14 protein-coding genes are annotated in these 17,491 nt (G+C 44.1%); 10 read left to right on the top strand and 4 right to left on the bottom strand.

Features of this window, described 5'->3' with window-relative positions:
- The first annotated feature begins 98 nt into the window (after positions 1-98).
- A complete protein-coding gene (locus GN277_RS27110) occupies positions 99-1,748 on the top strand; it encodes a methyl-accepting chemotaxis protein (RefSeq protein ID WP_159756135.1) in 1,650 nt (549 codons plus the stop codon).
- A gap of 72 nt (positions 1,749-1,820) precedes the next feature.
- Here the strand turns inward: GN277_RS27110 and GN277_RS27105 are convergent, their stop codons facing one another.
- Both GN277_RS27105 and GN277_RS27100 read right to left on the bottom strand, forming a co-directional pair.
- Positions 1,821-2,753 carry a late competence development ComFB family protein gene (locus tag GN277_RS27105; protein ID WP_159756132.1) on the bottom strand — a complete coding sequence of 311 codons (933 nt, stop codon included), beginning with the start codon at positions 2,751-2,753 and terminating at the stop codon, positions 1,821-1,823.
- Between the two features lie 13 nt (positions 2,754-2,766).
- Positions 2,767-3,543, bottom strand: a complete 777-nt coding sequence (locus GN277_RS27100; RefSeq protein ID WP_159756129.1) for a ParA family protein — start codon at positions 3,541-3,543, stop codon at positions 2,767-2,769.
- 195 nt (positions 3,544-3,738) lie between these two features.
- Here GN277_RS27100 and fliD point away from each other — a divergent pair, with 195 nt between their 5' ends.
- The 3 genes from fliD to GN277_RS27085 are packed head-to-tail and all read left to right on the top strand — an operon-like array spanning position 3,739 to position 7,062.
- Entirely contained in the window at positions 3,739-6,249 is a 2,511-nt protein-coding gene (fliD, locus tag GN277_RS27095; RefSeq protein WP_159756126.1) for a flagellar filament capping protein FliD, read from the top strand.
- A gap of 21 nt (positions 6,250-6,270) precedes the next feature.
- Positions 6,271-6,642, top strand: a complete 372-nt coding sequence (gene fliS / locus GN277_RS27090; RefSeq protein ID WP_159756123.1) for a flagellar export chaperone FliS — start codon at positions 6,271-6,273, stop codon at positions 6,640-6,642.
- 12 nt (positions 6,643-6,654) lie between these two features.
- Entirely contained in the window at positions 6,655-7,062 is a 408-nt protein-coding gene (locus GN277_RS27085) for a hypothetical protein (protein ID WP_159756120.1), read from the top strand.
- A gap of 163 nt (positions 7,063-7,225) precedes the next feature.
- Here the strand turns inward: GN277_RS27085 and GN277_RS27080 are convergent, their stop codons facing one another.
- Positions 7,226-7,939: a C39 family peptidase gene (locus GN277_RS27080; RefSeq protein ID WP_159756117.1), complete on the bottom strand. Its 714-nt coding sequence runs from the start codon at positions 7,937-7,939 to the stop codon at positions 7,226-7,228.
- Between the two features lie 99 nt (positions 7,940-8,038).
- Here GN277_RS27080 and GN277_RS27075 point away from each other — a divergent pair, with 99 nt between their 5' ends.
- The 3 genes from GN277_RS27075 (at position 8,039) to GN277_RS27065 (ending at position 12,006) form a co-directional block, all read left to right on the top strand.
- Entirely contained in the window at positions 8,039-8,812 is a 774-nt protein-coding gene (locus tag GN277_RS27075) for a cell division ATP-binding protein FtsE (protein ID WP_159756114.1), read from the top strand.
- 94 nt (positions 8,813-8,906) lie between these two features.
- Positions 8,907-10,322 (top strand): nucleotidyltransferase family protein, encoded by a 1,416-nt coding sequence (locus GN277_RS27070; protein WP_244324935.1) that lies wholly within the window; start codon positions 8,907-8,909, stop codon positions 10,320-10,322.
- Positions 10,315-12,006, top strand: a complete 1,692-nt coding sequence (locus GN277_RS27065) for a methyl-accepting chemotaxis protein (protein ID WP_159756111.1) — start codon at positions 10,315-10,317, stop codon at positions 12,004-12,006. Before GN277_RS27070 ends, GN277_RS27065 begins: the two co-directional genes overlap by 8 nt.
- A gap of 323 nt (positions 12,007-12,329) precedes the next feature.
- Here GN277_RS27065 and GN277_RS27060 read toward each other — a convergent pair whose 3' ends face one another.
- The gene (locus GN277_RS27060; protein ID WP_159756108.1) at positions 12,330-12,677 is read right to left on the bottom strand and encodes a sporulation initiation factor Spo0A C-terminal domain-containing protein; all 348 of its coding nucleotides are present in this window, start codon (positions 12,675-12,677) and stop codon (positions 12,330-12,332) included.
- Between the two features lie 250 nt (positions 12,678-12,927).
- On the opposite strand from GN277_RS27060, the gene GN277_RS27055 reads away from it, so the two are divergent.
- The 3 genes from GN277_RS27055 (at position 12,928) to GN277_RS27045 (ending at position 17,480) form a co-directional block, all read left to right on the top strand.
- Positions 12,928-13,623, top strand: coding sequence for a response regulator transcription factor (locus GN277_RS27055; protein ID WP_204162804.1), 696 nt, complete (start codon positions 12,928-12,930; stop codon positions 13,621-13,623).
- A gap of 12 nt (positions 13,624-13,635) precedes the next feature.
- Positions 13,636-16,221 (top strand): sensor histidine kinase, encoded by a 2,586-nt coding sequence (locus GN277_RS27050; RefSeq protein WP_159756102.1) that lies wholly within the window; start codon positions 13,636-13,638, stop codon positions 16,219-16,221.
- Between the two features lie 122 nt (positions 16,222-16,343).
- Positions 16,344-17,480, top strand: coding sequence for a class I SAM-dependent methyltransferase (locus GN277_RS27045; RefSeq protein ID WP_159756099.1), 1,137 nt, complete (start codon positions 16,344-16,346; stop codon positions 17,478-17,480).
- Positions 17,481-17,491 lie beyond the last annotated feature (11 nt).

Here is a 17,491-nt window from a genome sequence, read left to right as displayed (position 1 = left end):
ATATTTTGTCACAGTTTTGGGATACAGCAATAATATATATAATATGATAAAGTACCCAGATATAACGAGGAGTATGTAGAAAGAGGGGATAAATATCCATGCGTAAAAGTATAAAGACAATGGTTGGAATTCGGGTAGCTTTTGCATTTGCCGCCGTACTCGTGTACAGCCTGGTGGTAACATTCAATGTTTTTCTCATTAAAGATGCGGCGAATTCCAGCAGTGATGCAAGTGAGATGCTGGATACAATCGAAAAAGCGGAGACGGCACATTATAAATGGTCCAGCAGTCTGAGCAGTGCTTTGTACGCAGGGATTGAGTTTGACGGAAGTATGGACCCAACGGCATGCGTACTGGGTAAATGGCTGTATAGTGATCTGGACACAGAAGATGCTCTTGTTATTGAGAAGCGAAATGAGATTGAGCCCCTTCATAAGGAATTACATGAGTCGGCGGCCTATGTGCTGGAGCTTATGGAGACAGATCCGGAGCAGGCGCGTGCATATTATCAGAACACAATACGAAAGAATCTTGCTGTGCTGGTAGGGAAGATGGATGAGATTGTAAAAGAAGGTGCAAAACTGACTGAGGAAAGTTCAGAGAGTATGTTCCGTACAATCCATGTAGTACAGGTGTTGGCAGGCGTATGCTTTTTCGTGGCGATGATCTGTCTTATCAGTCTTATCACCTATGTGATGAAAAAGGTCATCAGACCAATTATGTATATCAGTGAAAGTGTTCGTCCGCTTCAGGAGGGGACCCTTGAGCTTAATATGGACTATGAATCTCAGGATGAGATTGGCGAGTTGTCAGGAGTTCTGGAGAATTCTCTGAAAGTCATTCAAGGTTATGTGGGAGATATCAACCGGATTATGAATCAACTGGCGCAAGGTGAGTTTAATGTACACACATCCACACCATTTATTGGAGATTTCAAATCCATTGAGATTTCGATTGAAAGCTTTACGGATACGTTGTCTGCTTCTATCGGTAATATCGGCAGAGTAGAGCACCAGATATCTGGAAGCGCCGAGCAGTTATCCAGCGGCGCCCAGTCGTTGGCACAGGGAGCTACCGAGCAGGCCAGTGCGGTTGAACAGTTATATGCCATGCTTGAGGAGCTTTCCAGGAATGCGGCTAAAAATGTTGAGACAGCGCAAAATGCACAGGAGAATGCAAGACTTACCGGAGAGCAGGTAACAGTTAGCAGCCAGCAGATGGAAGAAATGGTTTCCGCAATGAACGATATAACACAGGCGTCCCATAAGATTGGAGAAATTATTGCTACGATAGAGAATATTGCATTCCAGACCAATATTCTGGCTCTGAATGCTGCTGTAGAGGCAGCCAGAGCCGGCGATGCAGGTAAAGGATTTGCAGTAGTTGCTGATGAAGTACGAAGTCTGGCTGCACAGTCTGACCAGGCTGCTAAGGCAACGAAGGATTTGATTGGCAATTCTGTTCATGTGACAGAGAAGGGAAGCCAGATTGTGGATGAAGTATCCAATACACTTCAGAAGACATTGAATCTTGTGGTCGAGTCTAACAGCGCGATTGGCTCTATTGCAGAAGTGATTCAGGGAGAGGCTGAGTCCATCAAGCAGGTTACAGATGGAATCGGGCAGATTTCAGAAGTTGTCCAGACAAACTCGGCAAGCAGCGAGGAATCAGCGGCCGTAAGTGAAGAACTCTTTGCCCAGGTTACGATGCTGAAGCAGCAGACGGAAAAGTTCAGACTTAAAAAATAAGAAAAAGAGTGCCAATGGCACTCTTTTTTTATGGCGCTCTTTTGCTTCTAACATACTGTCGTCAGAAATACACTAATGTCTTGGATTGTCCTTTACGACTATACAAGCTTTGGTTGCCTCAACAGTCACATCAGAAATCAGTTTATTTGTATAAAAACTGATAAGCGGGTCAACGGCAGCAGGCGAAGTAACAATATATCTTGGCATTAGTCCATTCATTGTCAATGCGATTGTGTCGGCAACACAGCGCTCACAGGTACAGACATCAAACTGACGCATAAAATAAATAATCTTATCTTTTACGATTGACTCCATGATGTTTACATAAACAAAGTCGGGTTCAGGTTCAGCCTCAGGTTCTGATATGGCTTCAGTCTCTTGCTTGGGAGCCGTTGTTGGACCAGGACCTGGAATGGATTCAGGGTCAGGTATCGGTACAGACGTAACAGGCGTCGGCGTGGGAACTGAAACCGGCTCAGGTACAGGAACAGGCTCAGGCGTAGGTATGCTAACATTGTCGGAGGCGGCCTCCATACGATTTAAAGTCTCTGCGGCAGGAGAGGCTTCCATAACATTTTGTGTGTCGGCATCAGCTTGGTCGATTGTCTGGGAAGCATCAAAAGAATCAGAGGAGATGTCCGATGAGACAGAAGCTTCGACTTTTGAGGCTTCAGCCATCTTCTCTGATATATCTACATCCTCAGATACATCAGTCGAAACATTTTCAACTGGTTCTTCAAATTGAGCGGATAATTTTTGCTGTATAAGATCAGCAACAGGATCTTCTCCTGTTGTATCAATTACGGATATATTCTGTATTGAAGCTGCACTGGCAGCGACCTCTGCCTCTGAAGGGGAAGGCGAGTCGGCGCCAGATGTCGCAGGAGATACGCCTTCTGACTCTGCAGATGGTTTCGTGTCCTGTGTCTCGTCTGCGGCAGGCTGGTTATCATGTCCAGAAAGCAGATTTAATACATGTGCTGTCTTGTTGCTTTTTCTTGCCATTATCTGTGCCTCCTTATATTATCTCGGAGGAAGTCATGTCTACGACTTCCCGAATGAATTCCTGGTAGTCCAGGGACGGCTTCGCAGTCGGAGCATGGTCAAATATACTGAGTCCATGGGCCGGAGCCTCGGCTACTGCTACGCTGGTACGTATCTGGGCGCCAAATACACATGCCCCTATCTGTGATGCAATGTTCTCCGCCATCTCTTTTACCTCACGGGCAAGCAGAGTCCGTGGATTATATTTCGTCAGGAGGATTCCCAGAACATTCAGATTAGGATTCACACTCTGGCGGACAGAATCTATTGTTTCTTTCAACTGGGAAACACCGAGCAGACTTAAAATCTCCGGCGCCATGGGAATGATCAGATGGTCAGACGCTGCATAAGCATTCACCGTAAGAACATTCAGAGCAGGCGGAGTGTCGATAATGATATAGTCATACTCTGCAATCACAGGGAGTAATGCCCTCTTAAGCAGTATGTCCCGATCAGAAGATGTAAATTCCAGTTCTGCGCTGCTCAGCAAAATATTTGAAGTAATAATATCGCAGTAATCCGTATCCTGGATCGCATCCTTGATGGAAACCTGTCCTTTTAGTACATCATATATCGTGCTGCAGTTCTCAATGTCCAGTCCAAGGCTAAAGCCCATGCTTCCCTGTGGGTCAAGATCGATTGCCAGTACCTTTTTATTATAAAATGAAAACAGTCCGGCAGCCAGAGCGCTGGATGATGTTGTCTTGCCTACGCCGCCTTTCTGGTTGGTAAGTGCGATAATAGTAGCCAAAATAAATTCCTCCATTCGTAATTAAAGCTTATCTAACTATTATTTAAAGTATACTATATGCCGATAAATAAGTACAGAATAAATTTGAATTTATGAAGAAGTGCGGCAGTAAATGTAAGCGTTTAGGTATATGACAGCTATCGTACCGCACAGACAATAAGCATTTATGAATGAAAGAGAAAAGGAGAGATTAGTATGGCAACAATAGGTGGATTGACTAATTCAACGGCAAACAGTATCCGTGGATACGGCGGCTTGGCAAGTGGAATGGACCGTGATACTTTGATTGAAGGTATGACATACGGTACCACCAGTAAGATTACCCAGCAGCAGCAGAAGAAGCAGCAGCTTGAGTGGAAGCAGAATGCTGTCCGCGCTATCAGTGATATGATGATCGCATTTGCGAATAAATATACAGCATCCTTGACATCATCCGGAAACTTATTCAGCTCTATGTTCTGGGGAAGGAATAATATTACGACTACAGGAGCGAACAGTAAGTTTGTTTCCGTGACAGGTACTGCAAGTGCGGCCAATGCGATTACCATTATGGGCGTGAAGCAGATGGCCAAGGATGCGAAGTGGTCGTCTTCCAAAGCTGTATCGGATATGAAGGTGCAGACTGGAGAGATTGGAAAAACATTGGATCCGAATGCAATCGATTCAACGGCGACGGGCGATGCTAAGTATATTGTTCAGGATTTGGTCGGCAAGACCTTGGATTTCAAATACGGCGGCAGCAGTTATTCCGTTACATTGGGGCTGACAAAGTCAGACGGCACACTCTATGATTATCGGACACCGCAGGGCATAGCTGATGCAATCAATGATCAGTTATCAAAAGTAGAAGTGAATGATAATACGAAGCTGTCAGATCTCGTTCAGTTTCAGGTTGGAGGCAGCGGCAATGTTGAGATTACCGGTAATCCTGGAAGTAACGAACTGAAAGTAGTTGGAGGCGACCGTACAGCCTTAGATTTATTGGGCTTTCCAAGCAAAGAGGATGACGGAAAGACTAACAAGGAGTGGAATCTATCCAGTACGGCTATAGGAGAAACGCCTCTTGATCCGGATAAGCTGTCTCATAACATCACTTTTGCAGAGAAGGTTGCAGGAAAAGAGCTGACGTTCTCTTATAATGGAACTTCTAAGACGATAAAGATGCCGACGGCCGATGAATTGGACGGAACAAATGATAATGAAGCTATAAGGGAGTCTATTCAGACGCAGTTAGATTCTGCTTTTGGAAAGGGAAGAATTAAAGTAGAACTGGGAGCAGCAGGAACTGACGATGAAGGTAAGCTTAGTTTTACGACCTATAATCCGTCAAACAATACAGTGGATACGACGTCTACACTTACGCTGGTTTCCGGCAGCAGCGATCTTATCGGCGCTAACGGAGTGCTTGGGATTAAAGCTGGGGCTACCAATCGTGTGAATATGAACGAGTCACTGGTAACAGCAGGACTTGGTTTGAAAGATTCCGATTTTGATGCAAATGGTAATCGGGATATTAAGATTAATGACAAGACGATTACGATTAATAAGAATGATACCGTGAATTCTTTAATGAAGAAGATTAATGACTCAGGCGCAGGTGTACAGATAAGTTATCAGACGGTGGGAGATAAGTTTACATTTACATCTACAGAGAAGGGAGCAAGCGGTTCGATTAAAATCTCCGGTACGGCAAATGGCGCCGATAGCGACGGAAGTGCATTTTTAAATAAACTGTTTGGAATAGATAGCGGTGATGCGGTTGTCAATGGCGGCGTTCGCGGACAGGATGCAGTTGTTGCAATCAAGTATAACGGCTCCGACGATGTAGTAGAACTGATTCGTGACAGTAATTCATTCACGGTTGACGGACTTTCTGTTGGAGTAAAAGGAACATTTGGATATAAGTTAGATGCTGACGGTAATGTTGAAACAGACGCTAACGGCGAACCGCTTTTTGATTCAGATCCAGTTGAAATTGACGCCAGAGTAAACACAGACAATATCGTGGATAATATCAAGTCCATGGTAGAAGAATATAATAAGATTATCGAGCTGGTGAACAAAGAGCTCACCACCAAACCAGACCGCGACTATTCACCTCTTACCAGTGAGCAGAAGAAGGAATTGAGTGAAAGCGAGATTGAAGTCTGGGAAGAAAAAGCGAAATCTGGTATGTTATACGGTGACAGCGACTTAAGATCATTAAGCAGCGACCTTCGGTTTATTATAAGTGGCGGTAATATGGAAGCGTTTAGGGCAATTGGAATTACAACTTCCACCCTCTACTCAGATAATGGTAAGCTGACTCTGGATGAATCCAAGCTTCGTGCAGCATTAGAGACAGACCCAGAATCCGTAGAGAAGCTCTTTACGTCAAAGGCAGGAACCGATGCCGACGGCAATAAGACGTTTGATGGAATTGCAACGAATCTTAAGAATGTAATGGATAAGTATGTTAAGACGCTTGGCTCCATGGACACGAAAGGTATCCTGATTAAAAAAGCAGGCTCCACGAGTTCACCGATGAGTCTTACCGAGAATGCCTTCTACAAACAACTGGCTGAGATTAATAAGCAGATATCGAAACTTGAGACAAGGCTGGAATCAGAGAGAGACCGTTACATTAAGCAGTTTACGAGTCTGGAAACATTAATCTCCCAGATGAATAGCCAGAGTAGTTGGTTAAGCCAGCTTGGAGGCTATTAAGATTAAATAAAGGGGAAAAATATGTATCAGAATGGATATCAACAGTATAAGATGCAGTCTGTAAATACGATGACACGAAGCGAGATGCTTCTGCTCCTTTATGATGAGCTGATCAAGCGTCTTAATCGGGCTCAGATCGCATTGGATGATAAAAACTATGATTTGTTTGATAAATCAGTGAAAAGGTCAAGAGAGATTGTAGAATATCTTAATAAAACTCTGAATATGGAGTATAGAATTAGCTATGATCTGAGGAGAATGTATGAATTTTTTCTCTTTGAACTCGGCAGGCTGCACGCTGGCAGGAACAGCGCTGTAATCCAGGAATTGAAGCCCCTTGTCGCTGAACTTCGAGATGCATTTAAAGAAGCAAGTAAGACGGCTGCTGTATAAACAGGAGGATGTATGGAAAATCAGGAAGAGTTACTTACAGAGGTCCTAAAACGGGTGCAGCGCAATTATATGCATATGGTAGAGATAGAGAGAGTGACGAAGGAACTTGGGGATGCAATGTCAAGGAATGACCAGGAATCCATCCAACTGCTCATGAAGATGAGACAGGAGGAGATGGAAGGATTTGGAGAGACAAAGCAGGAGATTCGGTTGTTGATTGAAGCAGCAGGCGAAGATAAAGAAAAGATCATTTCATGGCTCAGAGGAGAAGATAAGCATCAGCCGGAGAATTTTGAAGCCGGAAAGATTAAGGAGCTTAGCTGTCAAGTGCTGCAAGTATTAAATCGAACGATCGATATTGATAAAATCATTAATTTAAAGGTGACTGGTAAAGACTCATATTACCAATCCGCGCAATAAGAAGAAAAACAGGAGGGGCTGTCGCACTAAGTAAAAATACAAGATATGGTAAAATCTAACCTTTTAGAAAATACCATATCTTGTATATTTTACACTTAATGTGACAGCCTCCCTTGTTAATTTCGTAAGTAATCGGTTGATTTCATTCATGTAAAAATCAAAATTATTTTGGAGAGATGCTCCAGAGAGGGCCGCCAAAATTGGCGAAGGGACTTAGTTCGTCGAGAATAGTCTGAACCTCCCATGGAGTCTGGGTATTCTCAAGACTTGCGGGATCTGCAATACGTACTTGAGTACCAGTCCAATAATCAGTAATAATGATAAAGTGACCGCTTCCCGTAAAATGTCCGGGACCCATTAACGCAACCAGAATATGGCCGCTTGATAACTCGGACAAGATGCCGTCCACAGTAAAATTCTGAAAGGAATTGACCTGAAAACCAAAAGCGGCGGCACACTCCGGAATAAAATTATGGGCTGTTCCTCCGCCAGGGGACCAATAATGATTGGCTGCCGCCCAGTCTGCCATCTCAAAGGGCAGAAGGGTCTGGTTGGTGAAGCTTGACACGATCATAGAAAGAGCAGTAGGGCCGCAACCATATTTCTTGAGGGGGTCCTGACCACCGTACAGGTAATCCGCCCATCGGGCGTCGGATTGATTATAATATGTAAGAATACCAATGCTGCTCTCAATGGTCAGAGAATATTGTCCGTCTGTAACGACCGGAGCTTCCACTGGAGCTTTGGCGGCATCTGGCAGAGAAGGCGCTGTCGGCAGAGTGCCGGATGCCAAATCAATCTGGGAAAATGGCATACACAGCAGTAGGGAAATGGTCACAATTCCGGCGGCAGCTCCGTAAAATAGCTTCTTTTTCATATTTGTCTCCATATTTCAGAAATTATATTGACTGTTTTCGCAAATAATAGTATATAATAAATATCGGTAACTATGGGAAAAAAATTAAGGTGGGAGTATATGGCACAGATTATTTTCGACCATGTGACGAAAGAGTATAAGAATGAAGTCGCACTGAAGGATATTTCCTTTACCGTAGATAAGGGGGAATTCGTTTTTATAGTAGGGAAAAGCGGAGCCGGCAAGAGTACGCTTTTGAATCTTATCATGAAACAGGAGGATGTGACTTCCGGTCAGATCATTGTCGAGGGCAGGAGGCTGGATACCATGGATGCTAAGAGAGTTCCGCTGCACAGACGAAGGTTAGGGATTATGTCACCAGAAGTTGGCCTATTGAAAGATCGCTCGATTTATGATAATATAAGATTGGCGATTCTTGCAACTGGTAATGCAGACGTACGAATTCGGTCAAAGGTTATAAAGGTTCTGGGGCTGGTAGGGCTTGCTGGAAAATACCATGCATACCCAGATGAACTTTCAGGAGGAGAACAGGCAAGAGTGCTTCTTTCCAGGGCGCTTGCTGTTCAGCCAGAGATCTTGATCGCAGATGAACCGACGGCGAATCTGGATCCTGATTCGGCGTGGGATTTGATGCAGTTATTCGATGAACTGAATTACCGGGGAATGACGATTCTTGTAGCCAGCCATGCAAGGGAATTGGTTACAATCATGAAGAAGCGGTGTATCACATTGGTAGCTGGAAGACTCGCTGTGGACGCCAGGCGGTCCATTTATGATCAGAAAGCAATGGATATTTTTGCAGAAAGAAGAATCCTTGAAGAAGAAGAAAAAAAAAGTGAAAAAATGTTATATTTGCCTGATAATGTCCGATAGTTAATATAAAGGGTGTAATTAGTCGAAGCTTAATTAATGGGGCCTGGAAGGGAGGAAACGAACGATTAATTTTGAGATCAGATATGTTTTAATATTGCTGGCAGCAATTATTAATCAGAAACCGATTCAATCCATGCGGAAGCATGTAAGATGGGAGTCGGTTCTTGACGTTTCTGACTATCAGGAGATTGTTAATATTGTCTACGTCGGACTATTAGGGATTGAGAAGAATATTTCAGAAGACTGCAATGAGCAATTCTACCAGGAATATAAGAGGTCGCTTCTGCTGTATGAATCTTATGAGAAGGTGGAAGAAGTCATAAAGTGGCAGTTGGAGAGATATAATATTGAAGCGTTATTTTTACTTGATTCAAGTGGAAGTGAGATGTATCCTAAGCCTGAGATGGCGCAGATTAGACAGATAGAAATTCTTGTCAATAAGAAGGATTTGCCATGGATTAACAGGATTATGCTGGATATGGACTACGAGCACAGAGAGGATTCTGCCTGCGGCGGTATTTTATACATGCGGGTGCCGGGAATTAGGATTGTGTTTTACGACACGATACCCATTGAGAACAGGATAATACAGCGATATTTTGCCGGACCTCTCAGGAGATTTCGGTGCATGGAGCCATATAAGTTCATACATATGTTGTCGAATGAGGAAGAGTACCTATATAGGGTTGCAAGGCTGGTAGAGCTGTATATTACGGGTAAATTAAAGATACGGGACATTTTAGACCTGTGGCAGTATCGGAAGCTCCTGGGAGATCAGTTCCGATGGAAAACTGTAAAGGAATTGTTAGATAAGGCGGACTGGGAGGAATTCGTAAACCAGGTTGATATATTGGGAACGCTCTGGTTCGGAGAGGACGCAGAACAGCAATATGGACTTGCGTTAGAGCTGGAGGAGTATATCATCTCCCATGGGCGTGAGAATAAGCATCTGGACGAAACCTTGCTGCCATGTGAGAAAATCCGGCTGGATTTCTACTGGCGTAACCGGGATAAGGAATGGGCCTTGAGAAAGCAGGCATGGATGTTTCCGTCAAGAGAATATATGATCCAGTTTTTCCCAGTATTGGAGAGGTATCCGATTTTGCTTGGATTTTGTTGGATGATCCGTAATTGGCGTTTTTTCAGAAGAATCTGTGGGAATAAATGCAAGAAAGCAAGTTTTCGGCTTAGAGTCAGATTGTTAGACATACAGGAAAAAATGAAGGGAATGATCAGGAGAAGAAAAGATGAAGTAGCAGAGGCGCCTGAAGATGCATCCGGAGATGTCATATCACAGGCAGAGGAAGGGGGTTCCCCAGAGCTTTCGGCAGAAGAAAATACTAAATCTCAAAGTAACGGTGCAAGAGACATAAGCGAAGCACAAGGCAGAGATACAGAGGAAGATAGTGATTTTCAAGATGAAGAGGAAGAAAAGGGAGACTCACGGAACGAAGATGCAGAGGAAGAGACTGCGAATATAGAACAGACAGAAGGAGATCGCAATGTTTAAAAATTTAAAAATTAGGATGAAACTATTGATAGCATTTGGAATAGTGCTGATATTGACCGCCTTGCTTTCCGTTTATTCCATATTACAGTTGAGGAAGGCAAGTGATAACCTCACAGGTTTTGTCAATGGTTCTGTTGCGGCCGACGATGCGGTAAAGGCATGTCGTATCGCGACGTTTATAGCAGCGAAGGATATGCGGGACATGGTTATTGCCGGAAAAGTAGATTCTGAGAACCTGCAGGTAATTCAGGAGAATGAAGAAAGTATTCGGACGAACCTTCAGAAGATAAAAGAGCTGGGGATTTTGGATGAGCAGCAGGTGGCAGAGTTAGAAGCGTCGCTGACAGAATGGATGGGAATTGCAGAGGAAATTGTGGCGCAGTTGGAGTCCGGCGATTCAATGGGGGCAGCAGAGAAGGTGCGTACCGAATGTACGCCGCTTCTTGACCAGGTAATCAGTGAGATTAACGCATTGAATACGGAAACGGTTAATATACGTGCCAATACGGTTGAAGACAGCGTGAAGATAACAAACATGAGTATGATTATTCTTATTGTTATTACAGTGATTGCGATTATACTTGCAATGATTATCTGTGCAATCGTGACGAGAATGATTGTATATCCGGTACATCAGGTAGAAGAGGCTATGCAGGGGCTGGCCAGAGGTGAGATGTCCCAGACTCTTGAGTATGATTCAGGGGATGAGTTCGGCTCACTGGTAGGAAGCGTTAAGGAGACTTGCAGCGTTTTAGAGAATGTTGTTTCTGATTTATCACGTCTGCTGGATGAGATGTCGAGCGGTAATTTCGATTTGTTTGCTAATGATGAGCATTACAGAGGAGACTTTGAACCACTGCTGGCGGCAATTCGCAAGATGAATCGCAGCTTAAGTACCACCATGAGGCAGATTAACGATGCTTCTGATCAGGTTGCAAGCGGAGCAGATCAGGTGTCCTCCGGCGCGCAGGCATTGTCACAGGGAGCTACTGAGCAGGCAAGCTCTGTGGAAGAACTTGCGGCAACGATTAACGATATTTCAAGAGAAGTTAATAATACTGCTGAGAATGCAAGAGAAGCAAGTGAAAAGGTAATGGAGGCTCAGACGAAGCTTTCAACCTCTAATGAACAGATGCAGGATATGATTGCGGCAATGGGCGAGATCAGCCAGAAGTCCGGAGACATTGGTAAGATCATTAAGACAATCGAGGATATTGCATTCCAGACTAATATTCTTGCATTGAATGCGGCAGTTGAGGCGGCGCGCGCAGGTGAAGCCGGAAAGGGATTCGCCGTAGTTGCTGATGAAGTGCGTAACCTTGCTTCTAAGAGTGCGGAAGCGGCAAGCAATACCACAACGTTGATTGAAGGTACAATCCTTGCGGTTGAGAACGGTACGAATATCGTAGACCGTACTGCAGCGGCAATTTCCGAGACGGTTGAGAGTACGAGAAGCGCGGTTACATATGTGGATAAGATTTCTACTGCGGCAGTTAGCCAGGCAGAGGCAGTTAATCAGGTAACCATGGGAATGGATCAAATTTCCAGCGTCGTTCAGACAAATTCTGCTACGGCTCAGGAGAGTGCGGCGGCAAGCGAAGAACTGTCCAGCCAGTCACAGTTATTGAAGTCTCTGGTAGCACACTTTAAGTTAAGAAGCGCAAGGCAAAACGAGACCAATTAAGAGAATATTATTTATTGAATAAAGAGAGAGAACCCGAATGTTTAGGGTTCTCTTTTTGAATCAGATATTCCTGTACAGCGAAACCCCGCAAACTGTAAAGTCTGCGGGGTTCGTCGTAGTTATAGTTATTCTAAAGGAATGAGAGTAAAGCTTCGCGCCGACGGGTTCCCCCCATACGGCACTTGCTTTATTGAGGGGGAGATAGTGACGTTAATCAACTATCTGATTAAAAGTATAAGAGATAATTATGTCCAAAGTATGTTAAATCCATTAAAGAAAAAGAAAAATTCTTAAGAAGGACTTAAGAACTAAAAAAAGATAACCTAAACCAAAGGTGTTGATATTGATTTTTGCTTGATGTGCGCAGTGAGTATATCGAAAAATTCACTGGACGGCGGCTTGGTGGTTAATGGCCTCAAAGCTATCTCTTGTAAAAGCTTCTTGTTTCCTCTGTCCCAGCATACTTTAATTACGGTTCGCAGATCCCTTTCGACACTATAACTTGTGGTGTAGTAATGCTTTGCAATCTGGGGATATAACATTTTACTGACAGATAAGAGATAATCTTCATTTTCCAAACATAGTTTAATTCCATAGCTTAGATAGCGGTATCCGCGGTATGTGGCGCCAATGCCAAGAGAACGGATAAGATACTCAATTTTCTGCTCCATAACAATATCCTCAAAAACTTTACACTGAGAAACGAAAGCATGCTACAAGGTCATTATAACGAAAATATCAGGGCATTAAGCATTGGCGACAAAGACAGTAATTTTTCGACATACTAAGATATAATTCGACATTATCAGACATGCTGCTAATGAGCCAAAAAGCCTAGTTTTCATAATATCTTAAGAATTTATGCAAATAGCTCTTAAAAAATAACTGCTATTCTTGTATAGTATAAGGGAGGTGATGAAAATGGCTAAAATATTAGTATGTGATGATGACAGAGAAATTGTAGAAGCGATTGATATCTATCTGACACAGGAGGGGTATGAGGTTTTAAAGGCGTATGACGGGGAGGAGGCGCTGCGGGCGCTGAAAACCCAAAAGGCGGATTTGTTGGTGCTGGATGTGATGATGCCAAAGTTAGACGGGATACGTGCAACGCTTAAGATTCGAGAACAGAATAATATGCCTATTATTATTTTATCAGCGAAATCGGAGGATGCAGATAAGATTCTTGGGTTAAATGTAGGGGCTGACGACTACGTGACGAAGCCATTTAACCCGTTGGAGCTGGTGGCAAGGGTCAAGTCACAGCTTCGCAGATATACGCAGCTTGGCAGTACAGCAGAGCATACAGGCCAGGAGGTATACGAGGCCGGCGGACTTTCGATTAATGATGACCTGAAAGAAGTGACCGTAGACGGGGAGCCTGTGAAGCTCACTCCTATTGAATATAATATCTTGCTGTTATTAGTAAAGAATCAGGGAAAAGTTTTCTCTATAGATCAGATATATGAAAGTATCTGGAATGAAGATGCAATCGGCGTGGATAACACGGTGGCAGTGCATATCCGGCATATTCGGGAGAAGATTGAGATTAATCCCAAGGAGCCCCGTTATCTCAAGGTGGTCTGGGGAGTTGGGTATAAGGTGGAGAAATTTTAGAAGGGAGTTTGTATGAAGCAACGATGGTACAGGTCAAGGCTTACGAAGGGGCTGTTAATCATACTGGAGCATGTGTTGGTGGTGGCTGCTGCGGTAAGCATTCTGTGGGCAATGTCTTATCCGACGCTTGTGAGCGAGGTGTTTTCGGGCAGCGGGGCGAAGGAATATGAAGATACGGATATTTTCAAGAATCGGCTTATGGACTTAAACTGTGAGATTATGAACGGCATAAGGGTGCAGGAGTTGTTCGAGTCGGACGGCGCGTACAATCCCCAGAAGATTATAGACATTCAGGAGTACGCTCAGACATACGGGGAGGAGATAAGATTTCCCAATGAAAATGTTCACGGGCTTGCCTATACACTGGGCGACCTGATCGCATGGGGGGAAAACAGGGATTTTGTCGGCAATGACCTCTATACTGACGAGGGCGGGCTGGAGGATAAGATTATTGTTTGCAGGCGGCCTGATAAAACCTTTCATTATTACTATTACAGTGAATTTAAGAAGCTGATTAATACTGGTGAACTTCGGTTCGTGATTGCCAATGATGATTCAGGAATATCGGAGGATGACATTCTTGCCGAACTGCGGGCTGGCAATTTCACGAATAATTCCGAGACTGCCTTCAAAGGGCTTCAGGATATTGAAGGGAAGATTGTCTATATTGACTGCTGGAGTTATGACGGCGGATGGATGGAGGAGAAGTATAAGCCGATTGATGCGGAAAGTATTATGCAGGTGGCAAATGATAATCCTGAGTGGAACGGCCGGCTGAACAACGCCTACGCGATGCTGAACAATACGATTTACAGTTTAAGAGACGCATATAGCTCATATGTATGGATGGAAAACGGATATAAGGAAGGGGATACGAATCTTACCTATCTATATGTGGATACAGAGAACGGGCGTGTGTATACGAACCGAAATGAATTTCGGGATTATGGGAAATTAAGGGAGAATCTGGAAAAGCTTCGCAAGGCAGGAAAATATGCAATCATAGAGCCTGAGCTTAAGGATTTTGAGTCAAATATTGAAGGAATAAAGGCATCGCTATGGAGAGATAGCATTAAGTATGTTGGTGCAAAAGAGACGGGATTTATCTATGCCATAAGTGTGGATACCGATTATCCAATTAAGGATGGGCTACATTCTGAGGCGCACGAATTTGAAAAATACAGTCCTTTTGTCAGAGGTGTGCTGATTCTTGGAATATCGTCAGCGCTTCTGTTTGTGGGGATACTGATATGGCTTACAGCGGCAGCAGAGGCAAAGCTTAACTGGTTTGACAGATGGAAGACAGAGCTGGCGGCGGCAGCCGTGGTTCTGGCGTGGGCAGTACCCGTTATAGTTATAATATATGGAAGTGGTTCGCTATTGGCAGTAGCCTCCCGCTCTATATCTCAGCTCACGTATTACGAGACGGATTATGGATATACTTCTGCCTCAGGCACATTGGCAGCAGGAGGCATGCTTGCGGCATACACCTGCGCAATGTTTTTGATGGGGTACTTGAGTCTTGTTAGGAGAATTAAGGCTAAGAGTCTGTGGAAGGACAGCCTGTTAAGGAGTATGATCTGTTTTACAAGGCGGGCCTTTGCAAATATTCACGCGGTCTGGAAAGCCGTTGCCATATTTGCTATGTTTGTATTTGTTCATTGGATCGCCGTTCTTAGCAACAGTAATAGATATGCAATGTTTTTGATGCTGGCAGGTGAACTGGTTGTATTTATTTACATGGTCAGGCAGGCGAGCGGCCGGCAGAAGATTGATATTGGAGTTGACAGAATCGCAGGCGGCGAGGTAGACTATAAGATTCCTCTTGAAGGCTTGGGAGATGAGCAGAAAAATATTGCCGAGAAGATTAATTCGATCGGTCAGGGGCTGGATGCGGCGCTGGAGGAGAGTATTAAGAGCGAGCGCCTTAAGACAGATTTGATAACGAATGTTTCCCATGATATTAAGACTCCGCTGACGTCGATTATTAACTATGTGAATCTTTTAAAGCAAGAGAAATTTGACGATCCCAAGATTCTGCGGTATCTGGATATTCTGGATGAGAAATCTCAGCGTCTCAAAACGCTTACGGAGGATGTAGTAGAGGCATCGAAGGTAAGTTCAGGAAATATTACGCTGGAATATATGAATATTAATCTGGTAGAAATCATCCAGCAGACCAGCGGAGAATTCGAGGAGAAGTTTACGGCGAATGAGCTTACGGAGGTGATGTCGCTTCCAGAGCATGAGGTTATCATACGTGCCGATGGAAGAAGGCTTTGGCGGGTTCTGGCAAATATCTATAATAATGCCGCCAAATACGCTATGAAGGGGACCAGGGTATATGCAGACCTCTACACCATTGGGGATGCGGCTGTTTTCAGCCTGAAAAATGTTTCTGACCAGCCTCTTAATATTTCGGCGGATGAACTGACTGAGCGGTTCATACGGGGGGATATCTCAAGAGGAACGGAGGGCAGCGGCCTTGGGCTGTCGATTGCCAAGACGCTTACCCAGATGCAGGGAGGGAATTTTGAATTGTACCTGGACGGTGATTTGTTCCGTGTTACGATTACTTTCCCAAAAGTTAATATCTAGTATATGGAATCAAAGCACATGGAGTTCTCTGTGCTTTGATTTGTTTTCAGGGAGTATATATAAGAAAATACTGATGTCTCTACTTGCGTTTATGGGGAAAAAACATTACAATAGTAAATACTATGGATAAATTAAAAGAATTACTACAGGATAATTTGAATATAGAGCTTCGCTCTGCTGTGTTAAGTAACCCGCGGCAGAAAGAGGCGGCAGAGAAAATCAAGGTGCGGCCCCTGCTTCAGAAGGAAAAATTATTATTCCAGATTGAGACATTTCGTAATCACCAGGCATTTCACAGGAACGTAGAACCAGAGGAGGCGTGTCGGCTTCTTCAAAAAGCCATGGAGAATATGCGGCAGATGCAGATAGAGACAAGGAGGCATCTGTATACCGTTCTGGTGAGCAAAAAGGGTAAGGTGACGATAAAGAAGAAGGCTTTAGCATGCGAGAGAAAGGAGATTGACTTAAGCCACAACCGGAAGAAGCATTATATCCTTGAGGAAGGCGTACCTGTTCCGTTTCTGTTAGATCTGGGGGTGATGACCGAGGAGGGAAAGGTTGTAAAATCCAGATTCGACAAATTTCGACAGATTAATCGCTTTCTGGAGTTTATCGAAGATATTTTACCAGAGCTTGATTGGAGCCGAGAGGTGACCATTATAGATTTTGGGTGCGGCAAATCCTATCTCACTTTTGCAATGTATTATTATTTACATGAGTGTAAAGGGTATAACATCAGGATTATCGGCCTGGATTTAAAGAAGGAGGTCATCCGACATTGCAGCGAGCTTGGCAGGAAGTATGGCTATGAGAAGCTGACCTTTTTGGAGGGAGATATTGCAGGCTACACGGGGGCTGACCATGCGGATATGGTAGTCACCCTTCATGCCTGTGACACGGCGACGGATTATGCGTTGGCTAAGGCTGTTGGGTGGGGGGCAAAGGTGATTTTATCTGTGCCCTGCTGCCAGCATGAGTTAAACGGGCAGATTGAAAATGATATTCTAAAGCCTATTTTGAAATACGGGCTGCTTAAGGAGAGAATGGCGGCGCTTGTGACGGATGGACTGAGGGCGGAGTATCTGGAGTGTGCGGGGTACGATACACAGATTTTGGAGTTTATCGATATGGAACATACGCCTAAGAATATTTTAATCCGCGGGGTCAAAAACGGCAAAAAGGGGGAGAACCAGAAGGCGGTTAAAAAGTGCGAGGAGTTCCTGCATGTGTCACCCACCCTTGGACGTCTGTTAGAATAAGAAGGGGAGTC

Source organism: Sporofaciens musculi, assembly GCF_009830285.1.
In the GTDB taxonomy this organism is placed as follows: Bacteria; Bacillota; Clostridia; order Lachnospirales; family Lachnospiraceae; genus Sporofaciens; species Sporofaciens musculi.
Note: the sequence above shows the minus strand (reverse complement) of the source record. Positions and strands in the feature narration are given on the sequence as shown.

Coding starts and splice junctions, on each gene's coding strand:
- GN277_RS27080 (WP_159756117.1), bottom strand. CDS start 7,939: ATGAAAAAGAAGCTATTTTACGGAGCTGCCGCCGGAATTGTGACCATT.
- GN277_RS27105 (WP_159756132.1), bottom strand. CDS start 2,753: ATGGCAAGAAAAAGCAACAAGACAGCACATGTATTAAATCTGCTTTCT.
- GN277_RS27110 (WP_159756135.1), top strand. CDS start 99: ATGCGTAAAAGTATAAAGACAATGGTTGGAATTCGGGTAGCTTTTGCA.
- GN277_RS27060 (WP_159756108.1), bottom strand. CDS start 12,677: ATGGAGCAGAAAATTGAGTATCTTATCCGTTCTCTTGGCATTGGCGCC.
- GN277_RS27085 (WP_159756120.1), top strand. CDS start 6,655: ATGGAAAATCAGGAAGAGTTACTTACAGAGGTCCTAAAACGGGTGCAG.
- GN277_RS27050 (WP_159756102.1), top strand. CDS start 13,636: ATGAAGCAACGATGGTACAGGTCAAGGCTTACGAAGGGGCTGTTAATC.
- fliD (WP_159756126.1), top strand. CDS start 3,739: ATGGCAACAATAGGTGGATTGACTAATTCAACGGCAAACAGTATCCGT.
- GN277_RS27055 (WP_204162804.1), top strand. CDS start 12,928: ATGGCTAAAATATTAGTATGTGATGATGACAGAGAAATTGTAGAAGCG.
- GN277_RS27065 (WP_159756111.1), top strand. CDS start 10,315: ATGTTTAAAAATTTAAAAATTAGGATGAAACTATTGATAGCATTTGGA.
- fliS (WP_159756123.1), top strand. CDS start 6,271: ATGTATCAGAATGGATATCAACAGTATAAGATGCAGTCTGTAAATACG.
- GN277_RS27045 (WP_159756099.1), top strand. CDS start 16,344: ATGGATAAATTAAAAGAATTACTACAGGATAATTTGAATATAGAGCTT.
- GN277_RS27075 (WP_159756114.1), top strand. CDS start 8,039: ATGGCACAGATTATTTTCGACCATGTGACGAAAGAGTATAAGAATGAA.